At 71.5% G+C, this 9,130-nt stretch carries 8 protein-coding genes; 3 read left to right on the top strand and 5 right to left on the bottom strand.

The features are described 5' to 3' along the window. Positions 1-338: 338 nt before the first annotated feature. Complete coding sequence (locus ACGFJ7_RS46240; protein ID WP_392648843.1) at positions 339-1,088, top strand: class I SAM-dependent methyltransferase; 750 nt, start codon at positions 339-341, stop codon at positions 1,086-1,088. Between the two features lie 262 nt (positions 1,089-1,350). Here the strand turns inward: ACGFJ7_RS46240 and ACGFJ7_RS46235 are convergent, their stop codons facing one another. The 5 genes from ACGFJ7_RS46235 to ACGFJ7_RS46215 all read right to left on the bottom strand — a co-directional run bounded on the left by ACGFJ7_RS46235 (position 1,351) and on the right by ACGFJ7_RS46215 (position 7,148). Beyond that, complete coding sequence (locus ACGFJ7_RS46235; protein WP_392648840.1) at positions 1,351-2,538, bottom strand: glycosyltransferase family 4 protein; 1,188 nt, start codon at positions 2,536-2,538, stop codon at positions 1,351-1,353. Beyond that, complete coding sequence (locus tag ACGFJ7_RS46230; RefSeq protein ID WP_392648838.1) at positions 2,535-3,710, bottom strand: glycosyltransferase; 1,176 nt, start codon at positions 3,708-3,710, stop codon at positions 2,535-2,537. Before ACGFJ7_RS46230 ends, ACGFJ7_RS46235 begins: the two co-directional genes overlap by 4 nt. Before the next feature lie 10 nt (positions 3,711-3,720). Further along, positions 3,721-4,824, bottom strand: a complete 1,104-nt coding sequence (locus ACGFJ7_RS46225) for a hypothetical protein (protein WP_392648835.1) — start codon at positions 4,822-4,824, stop codon at positions 3,721-3,723. A gap of 81 nt (positions 4,825-4,905) precedes the next feature. After that, positions 4,906-5,925 carry a hypothetical protein gene (locus ACGFJ7_RS46220; RefSeq protein ID WP_392648832.1) on the bottom strand — a complete coding sequence of 340 codons (1,020 nt, stop codon included), beginning with the start codon at positions 5,923-5,925 and terminating at the stop codon, positions 4,906-4,908. Continuing rightward, positions 5,922-7,148, bottom strand: a complete 1,227-nt coding sequence (locus tag ACGFJ7_RS46215) for an MFS transporter (RefSeq protein ID WP_360257873.1) — start codon at positions 7,146-7,148, stop codon at positions 5,922-5,924. Before ACGFJ7_RS46215 ends, ACGFJ7_RS46220 begins: the two co-directional genes overlap by 4 nt. 188 nt (positions 7,149-7,336) lie before the next feature. Here ACGFJ7_RS46215 and ACGFJ7_RS46210 point away from each other — a divergent pair, with 188 nt between their 5' ends. Together ACGFJ7_RS46210 and ACGFJ7_RS46205 are read left to right on the top strand one after the other, a co-directional pair. Next, on the top strand, positions 7,337-8,179 hold the full coding sequence (locus ACGFJ7_RS46210; protein ID WP_392648829.1) for a glycosyltransferase: 843 nt from the start codon (positions 7,337-7,339) through the stop codon (positions 8,177-8,179). Beyond that, complete coding sequence (locus tag ACGFJ7_RS46205) at positions 8,176-9,069, top strand: glycosyltransferase family 2 protein (protein ID WP_360257878.1); 894 nt, start codon at positions 8,176-8,178, stop codon at positions 9,067-9,069. Before ACGFJ7_RS46210 ends, ACGFJ7_RS46205 begins: the two co-directional genes overlap by 4 nt. The last annotated feature ends 61 nt before the right edge of the window (positions 9,070-9,130 follow it).

Below are 9,130 nucleotides of genomic sequence, written 5' to 3'. Positions count from 1 at the left end.
GGCTTTCACCTTGCGCCTGGGTGTGGGGCGGGGTTCGCTGCCGCGTGGGGGTTCGGGTGGGCGGGTCTGTCGGGCCGGCCGGGCTGGGTGGGGGGGCCGGGCGGCAATTCCAGGCCGGTTGCGCGGGTTGGTGGGTGTGGGGCGCCGGTGGTGTCTCTGCGAAGTCGGTCGGGATCGGGGCGGCGAGCTCAATGGCGTGATGTCGGGGGTCCACTGCGGTTTCGGCGAACCGGGCTTGCTGTCGGACCGGCGGCGGGGGTGTGACGTCGGTGGTGTCCGGCTGGGCACGCCGACGAATGCGGTTGACCCGGTGGGTGCGGGGCCGGGAGGGTGGGGGCATGGATGCTCGGTCGGTCGGTAACCGTGCCGCCTGGAACCAGGCTTATCGGGAGCAGCTTCAGTACTTCGGTGGGCTGCCGGCCGACGACACGCTGGTGGCCGAGGAATATGAGCTGCTGCGCGGGATTCTGGCGGCGCGGCCGCTGGTGGTGCACCCGCAGAGCGGCAACGGGGAGGACGACATCGCGCTCGTACGGGCCGGTGCCCGGGCGGTGATCGGGGTCGACTACAGCGAAGTGGCCGTGAGCGAGGCGCAGGGCCGCGCCGCTCGGCTCGGTGTCGCCTGCCGTTACGTCATGGGTGCGGTTCCCGGGGTGCCGTTGCGCGACGGCTGCGCCGACCTGGTCTACACCGGCAAGGGCGCGCTGATCTGGATGCCGGACATCGACGCCTGGGCCGCCGAGATGGCACGCCTGGTGCGGCCCGGAGGCCACCTGTTCCTGTACGAGGGTCACCCCGCCACCGAACTGTGGACCTGGGACCTCGACAAGCCGCGCATCCGGTCCGACCGTGACTACTTCGGCCGCTCGTTCGTCTGCGACGACTTCAGCTTTCCCGCCCACGGGGCCGTCATGTGGCAGTGGAACCTGGGCCGCACAGTCACCGCCGTCGTCGACGCGGGCTTCGAAGTTCGCCACCTGGCCGAATACCCGGAACCGTTCTGGCGCATGGGTGAGGTGGACGCCGCCGCCTTCCGCGGTCGTCTCCCGAACGCCTTCTCTCTCCTGGCCCGGGCACCCCAGCGCTAGCCGGGAGTCGGTGTCAAACGCCGACAGTGGGCCTGTTGCGGGGGAACGAACCGGAGAGACGCGCTCCTAGCGACCCGATCCCCGCCGAGACGGCGCCCGGCGGCGGCCTGGCGCGGGTGGAGAGGAGAGAGCGGAGGCCCGGCGGGTGAAAAGAGCGGAGGCCCGGCGGGTAAAGGGCGGGACCGGCGGAAGGGGCGGAGGTTAGGGCGAGCCCCGCACAGATGAGAGGGCCGCGCCGGGTGGAAGGTCTGTGCCTGGCGGGTTAGCGGGAGGGGAGTAGGTCGCGGGCGGCGCCGGCGGTGCGGACGGCGGCGGTGCGGAGGCCGTCGGTGGCTCGGCGGCGTATGGGGGAGTGGTCGGTGAGCGTTTCGCGGCAGAGGGTGTCCAGGTTTGCGGTGACGGACTCCAGGGAGTAGTTGCGGAGGATGAAGTCGCGGGAGAAGTCGCCCAGTTCGGTGGCGGCGGTCGAGGGGGCGGTGGCCAGCTCGCGGATCTCGGCTATGAGGGTGCGGTTGCCCTCGTCGCCGTCGCCCAGGCCGTACATGCCGGTGTAGAGGAAACGGTCGGCCGTGGAAGGGGTGAAGGCCGCGGCGAAGCCTTGTTCGCCTACGACGACTGTGGGCTTGGCGAAGGCCAAGGATCGCAGCGACGAGCCGCCCATGCCTACCACCACGTCGGCGGCGGCGTAGGCGGGGCGGGGGTCGGACATGGCGCCGGTCAGGACGATGGCCGGGCGGCCCAGGGCTTCGTTGACGGTGGCGGATTGCGCCTCGATGGCGGGGCGGGCGGTGCCGTCGCCGACGATGACCAGGCGCAGGGTGGGGATCTCGGCGCCCAGGGTCGTCATGGCTTCCACCGTGCGGCGCAGGCTTTCCAGCTTCAGGTGTTCGACCAGGCGGGAGACCGTCACCACCAGGATGTCGTCGGGGGCCAGGCCATGGGTGGCGCGGAACTGTTTGCCGAGGGTGGGGTCGGGGGCGTTCTGGTGGACGTCGACCGGGGGGAGGAGCAGGCCCAGGCGGTCGCGGCCGGCGGCTCGGGCCTGGTCGAGGAGTTCGTACGTGCCGAAGGTGGTGCGGACGGCCCGGGGGATCAGGCGGGGCACGGCCATCGACATCACGGTGGACAGCAGCGGGAGGCCGGTGGGCAGGTGGACGCCGTAGAAGGCGTCCAGGGTCTGCGTCCAGTCCCAGGCGTGGATGAGATCCGGTTTCTCGTCGCGGACCGCGGCGCGCAGGGCGCGCATGCGGGCCGGTGACGGGTGGGAGCCCGGTTCCGGCGCGGGAATGTAGCGCAGCCGCAACGACGAGGCCAGGGACTCCATCGGGCCGGGGGTGGCGAACAGGACCGGGTCGTAGCCGTGGTTGTCGCGCAGGGACGCGGCCAGCTCGATGGCGTTGACCTGGGTGCCGCCGACCTCCAGGCGGTGGGCGTAGACGAGGATTTTCATGAAGCGTCCAGGTGGAGGAGGTCGGCCAGTTGGGCGGCGCGGCGGTCCCAGCTGTGCTTCTGGGCGAACGCTCGGCGGGCTTCGGCCAGTGCGGGGGTACGGGGCACCGCGAGCTCCGCCCGCACGGCCGCGGCGAAGGCCGAAGGGGTCGACGCCAGGGTGACCAGGTCGGTGCCGAGCCACGTCACCGCGGGCAGGGGAGTGGCCACACCGCCGCGGCCGGCGGCCAGATATTCCAGGGTCTTCAAGGGGAAGCTGGCCCGGTTGAACTCGTTGTCGGCGTACGGGGTGAGGCCCACGTCGATCAGGCGCAGGTACGACGGCATGTCGGTGTGCGGTTTCGGGCCGGTCCAGCAGACGTTCGCGCGCTGGGTGAGCGCGGTGAAACGGTCGGCCTGGTAGCCGGGCGCGACCGGGCCGACGATGAGCAGCGAGACGCCGGTGTCGGCGACCGCTTCGAGCAGGGACAGGTCGATGCGGTCGTTGACGTGGCCCAGCAGGCCCGCGATCGGGCCTTCCAGAGTGACGTCGGTGGGCAGTGGCGCCTCGTCGACCGAGGCGTACAGGTCGGGGCGGCAGCCGTTGGGCACGAACTCGGAGGGGAAGCCGTCACCGGCGTACCTCTTCTGCAGGGACTCCGAGACCACCGCGACCGCGTCGGCCCGGCGCAGCGAGCGTGCCTCCTCGCGGAGCAGCCGCTCGCGGGGCAGGCCCAGCATGCCGGCGCCGGCCACGAGGTCGTCGGTGGCGTAGAAGACGCGGCGCCGCGCGGGCATGTCGAAGCCGGGGTCCTCGACGCGGGAGGAGACCACAGCGGCGAGCGGCCCAGCCGAAGGGTAGAGCTCTTCGATAGCGCGAGAGACCGCTCGCCGAACCATCGGCGGCACGAGGCGGTGCAGGCCGGGGCGGCTGTGGCCGGGCACGACCGGGGTCACCAGGTGGGCCAGGCGCGGTGAGAGGACGCGCAGGCGCGGGCCGTCCATCAGGCTGCCCAGCTCCGGCCGTTTCAAGGAGGTCAGCGCCGAGACCGGGGGTTCCACGAAGAGGACCGGGTTGAACCGGCTCAGGGCCGAGGCCATGTTGCGGTCGTGGCCGGGTGGGCCGTCCCAGCGGCTGCCGGAGAAGTAGACGATGAGGTCGCCGCGGCTGCCCTCGAGCGTGGATGTGGTCACGGAAACCGCCTCATGACAGGGAGACCGGGGTCTTGGTGTCGGCGAAGACGTTGCCGGTGAAGGTGTTGCCGGGGCCGCCCGCGTCGAAGTGCGCGATCGGGCCGTACTGGCCGGCCTTCGGGAAGACGTCCTTGCCGAACGTGTTGTTCTCGATCCGGATGTTGCTGGACTGGCCGTGGTCGCCCTCGCCGCCGTACACCGTGTAGGCGCCGCCGGCCAGGTAGTTGTCGACGATCAGGGCGTTGCGGGCCACGCCGAAGTCCTGGAACAGCGCGATGGCCGACGTCTGCAGCTCGTCGTTGATGATCGTGTTGTGCCGGATCGTCAGGGAGGCGCCGGACGGCGGCCCCTCGGTCGACTGGATCATGTCGACGTGGTCGCCGTCGAACACCTGGGGCGAGTGCAGGTAGCAGTCCTCGATGAGGCCGCGGTTGGTGGCGACGCCGTCGGCGATGCGCGAGATCTCGGTACGTTTCACCGTGATGTGCCCGCCGATGTTGTAGATGCCCTGGTGCATGCTGTCGGTGCCGTTGCCGCGGATCTCGCTGTCCATCACCACCAGGTTGCTGGCGCCGGCGGTCTGCACGATGCCCCAGTCGGCCTTGGCGCTGTTCGTCACCCGGGTGTTCGAGATGACGACGTTGCTGGCCTGGACCGTGATGACGCCGGTGACGTCGAGCGCGTTGAGGACCGTGCCGTTCTTGGTCACCGTGATGTCGCCCCGGGCCTTGAGTTTCACTCCCGGCCGGACGCCGGTGTTTCCGGCGTTGGGGAAGGCCGACGAACGCGCGGCGGGCGGCGCCGCCGGCTTCGCCGACGTCGGGGCGGGTGCCGCCTTGCTGCTGGCCGCGGCGCTCGAGGGCGGTACGGACTTGCTCGGCGACGGTGGCAGGGAACTGGGCGCGGTCGACGGCGGGGTCGACGGCACCGTGGACGGCGCGGTCACCGGGCCGGTGGCGGGGGACTGCCCGCCGGCGACGCCGGTGGTCTGCGGCGGCTCAGGCCGGGTGCCGATCACGACGAGCGCGGTCACCACCGCGACGGCGAGGGCGCCGGCCAGAATGATCAGGCCCCGCTTCGGCTCGCGGAGGTGACTGCCAGGGTCGGTGGTCATCGTGCTCCCTCATCGATGCGGTACGCGTCTCGCGGAACCCTAGCCTCGGACGGTGATCAAATGGGGTGGTCAATGTGTCACTCATTGGCGAATCACCGCCGGTGACCAGGCATCCTGCACCAGTACGCGAGGCTTGCCCGATCCGTCCGCCGGCACGGCCCATACGTCGCTGGTCGCCGCGCCGCTGTCGTTGGTCCGCGGCAGGCCGTACAGGACGGTGCCGTCGTCGAGCCACTCGGCCTGGTCGTCGACGCTGCGCGTCTCGGCCAGCACGGTCTCCTGGCCGGTCCGCAGGTCGTAGACGGCCAGCCGCCACTCGCCGTTCGGCAGGTCGCCGTGCTTCTTGAAGGCGATCCGGGTGCGGTCGGGGGAGAGCGAGGGGCATTCCACGTCCGTACGGAGGGAATCGAGCCGTTGCCCGGACAGGCTCCCCTTGACCAGCCACGTCTTGCCGCCGGAGGCGGCGGTCGCGTAGAAGGCGTCGTCGTCGGCGAACGTCACGCCCCACAGGTTGCGGTCGGCCGCCGTGATCCGCTTGCCGTCCACGTACAACGTGAAGTTCTCGAGGTCGGCCGACTTCTTGTCGCCGATGCGGGTGACCAGCGTGCGCGTCGAGAACTGGCCGACGGTGGCGTAGGAGTCGCCGTAGACGAAGGTGGTGGTGACGGCCAGCGTGCCGTCGCGGGAGAGCCGGACGCGGCTGGGCAGACCGGTCAGCGGCAGGTCGCCGGCGTCCTTCCAGTCGTCGTCGAGAACCTGCGCCTTGTACGTGTTCGTGATGCCGCGCCGGGCCGACAGGCACACCGAGCGCCCCGCCGCCGAGTAGGCCCGCTCGCAGGACACGCCGGTGAGCGCGCGCGGACCGCCGGGATCGCTGAGCGGCACCACCGCCAGCTTGCCGTACCCGTTGCCCAGGGCCGTGTTGCGGAACAGCAGATGCGGCCCGGCCATGGCCGTGGTGAGGTCGGAGACCGGCACGGCCGGGGCCGCCTTGGCCTCCGACGCCTGCTCACGCTGGACCCGGAACACGTAGACACCGGCCGCGGCGAGGGCGAGCACGACGATGCCGGCCAGCACGGCCACCCTGACGCGAGTGTTCACGCCGTGGCCTCACTGGGCCGCAGCAGCATCCAGGCGGCCGGGAGGGCGGCGGCCAGCAGCACGCCGACGATCAGCAGCGCGTTGCCGCGGCCGACCAGTACCCACAGGCTGCCGAAGGCGAGGGCCGAGACGAAGCGGGAGAGGGCGACGACGGTCTGTGCGGCCGCGATGCCGCTGCCCCGGGTCTGTTCGCTGACCAGGCGGCTGACCAGAGCCGGCAGCACGCCGTCGGTGGCCGCGTAGTACGTGCCGAGCAGCAGCAGGACCAGAACGGTGGTGGCGATGCCGCCGAACTGGCCGCCGGCCGCGAGGTAGGCCGCGAGCAGCGCGACGTGACCGCCGACGAAGACCCGGGCCCGGCCGATCCGGTCGGCCAGGCGGCCCAGCGGCAGCGCGAACGCCAGGTAGGCGACGTTCGTGCCGACGTACAGCAGCGGGAACAGGCTCGCGGTGAGGTCGTCGCGCTGCTGGATGGCGAGGTAGAGGAAGCCGTCGCCGACCGTGAGCACACCCAGGATCGCGGTGGCGATCAGCGGCTTGCGCAGGCCCCTGCCGGCCAGCTCGCGGAAGACCACGCGCAGGCCGGTGCGGGCCGCGGCGGCGTGAGTGCGCATGTTCGGCACGAACAGCAGCAGGATGGCCAGGCCGACGATGGCGAAGGCGAAGGAGACGACGAAGACCGAGTCGTAACTGCCCGGAACCATGGCGAGCAGGGCGAAAGCCACCAGGGGGCCGAGCACGGCGCCGATGGTGTCGAGCGTGCGGTGCACGCCGAACGCCCGGCCGAGCTGCGCCGGGTCGCTCGAGGCGGCGATGAGCGCGTCGCGGGGCGCCGTGCGCAGGCCCTTGCCGAGCCGGTCGGCCGAGATGACCGAGACGATGGTGGCGAATCCGTGCGCCGGGAGCAGGGCGACGCGGCTCAGGGCGGAGACGCCGTAGCCGAGGACAGCGATCCATTTGGGGTGCCCGTTGCGGTCGGCCGCGTAGCCGCCGCCGATCCGGACGACGGCGCTCACGCCCTGGTAGAGGCCGTCCACGAAGCCGTACGCCAGGTAGCCGAGGCCGACCTGGGTGGTCAGGTAGAGCGGCAGAACCGCGGCGACCATCTCCGAGGAGACGTCCGTGAACATGCTGACCACGCCGAGGAGCACCACGGTCGTCGCCACCCGTCCGGCGGTGCGGCCCGGCTGGGCCCCCGGCCGGTCGCGTACCGAGACGTACACGAATTGCCCTGCCTTTCCATTGCCAGATTGCTCCACCACCCTTTCGCATAACCGGGGGTCGGCGGCAGTCGGCCGTCCGGTCGAGGCTGAACAGCCGACGGTCCGTCCACGGTGACCGTCCGGCGTGTCCTTGGGCGGGGATCCGACACAGGGTGGTGCCGATCGACCGGCCCCGGAATACTGCCAGCGTGATCAGCGTGGTTGTCCCGGCGCACAACGAGGCGCCCGTCATCGGCCGGCTGTTGCGGTCGCTCGTGTCCGGCGCGCGGCCCGGCGAGATGCAGGTGGTGGTGGTGCCCAACGGGTGCACCGACGACACCGCGGCGGTGGCCGGGGCCTTCGGCCCGCCCGTCGAGGTGGTCGACCTTCCGCAGCCGGGCAAGTACGCCGCGATGCGGGCCGGTGACGACCGCGCCACCGGCAGTGAGGTGGTCTACCTCGACGCCGACGTGGAGATGACCGCCGACGACATCCGCCGGCTGGCCGAGGCGCTGCGCGAGCCGGGCGTGCTGGCGGCCGCGCCCGAGCGGGTCGTGCCCACCGACCGGTCGTCCTGGCCGGTGCGGTGGTACTACGACGTCTGGCAGCGGCTTCCGGTGGTGCGCGAGGGCCTGTTCGGCCGGGGCGTCATCGCGGTGACCGGCGAGGCCCGCGAGCGGCTGCGGACGGTGCCCGACGTGATGGGCGACGACCTGGCCGCCTCGGTCGCGTTCACCGCCGCCGAGCGCCGGATCGTGCCCGGCTCGAGGGTCGTCGTGCATCCGCCGCGCACCCTGGGCGACCTGATCCGCCGGCGGGTCCGGTCGGTCACCGCCACCACGCAACTCCAGCAGGCCCTGCCGGACGCGGTGGACGAGGCCCGTACCACCAAAGCCGATCTGATCGGGATCGTCCGGGCGAATCCCTTGGCCGCGCCCAAACTGGCCGTTTTCCTGGCCGTCACGCTCGTCACCCGGCGCCGCGCCAAGCGGGCGGTGCGCGCCGGCGACTTCACCACCTGGCTCCGAGACGAAAGCAGCAGGACAGCATGAGAGTCGCGGTAGTAGTAGTCACCTACAACAGCGCCGCGGTGCTGCCGGGCCTGCTGCGCTCCCTCGACGAGGGTCTGAGCGGCCTCGACTGGGGCCTCTACGTGGCCGACAACAACTCGGCCGACGACTGTGTCGCGATCGCCCGTGAGCTCGTGCCGAATTGCCACATCGAGCAGACGGGACGCAACGCCGGATACGCGGCCGCCTTCAACGCGGCGCTGCGCGTCGCCGATCCGTACGACGCCGTCCTCATCCTCAACCCCGACGTCCGTCTCACGCCCGGGTCGGTCGCCAGGCTCGCGGCCCGGCTGGCCAAGCCCGACGTCGGCATCGCGGTGCCGCGCATCCTCGGCGAGGACGGCCACGTGGCGTACTCGCTGCGCCGCGAGCCGACCGTGCGCCGCGCCCTGGGCGAGGCCGTGCTGGGCCAGCGGGCGGGCCGTTTCCCGGCGCTGGGCGAGACGGTGCTCGACCGCGAGGCGTACTTCACCGACGGCACGGCCGACTGGGCGACCGGCGCCGTGATGCTGATGTCGCGCGCCTGCCTCGAGGCCTGCGGTCCGTGGGAGGAGCGGTTCTTCCTCTATTCCGAGGAAACCGAATTCGCCCTGCGCGCCCGGGATCGTGGTTTCGTGACCGAGTTGGTGGCCGATGCCGAGGTTGTCCATATCGGAGGCGAGTCGCGGGTGTCGCCGGCCTTGTGGAGCCTGCTGACGGTCAACCGGGTCAGGCTCTACCGAATGCGGCATTCCGCGCCGGCGGCCGCGCTGTACTGGTCGGCCGTTTTCCTCCGGGAGGCGTCCCGAGCTGCGCTGGGCCATCAGCGGAGCCGTCGCGCGGTCACCGCGCTGGTCCGCCCGGCCACCTTGCCATTCCCACCTTCGAATTGAGTAAGAAACAGCTGAGAAACGTCTTACTCTTAGCGTTCCGCTCGTAATTTCTTTCACTCCT

Origin of the sequence: Actinoplanes sp. NPDC048988 (assembly GCF_043197815.1) — a bacterium.
Lineage (GTDB): Bacteria > Actinomycetota > Actinomycetes > Mycobacteriales > Micromonosporaceae > Actinoplanes.
The sequence above is the reverse complement of the archived record's forward strand: the minus strand, read 5'-3'. Positions and strand labels throughout refer to the sequence as shown.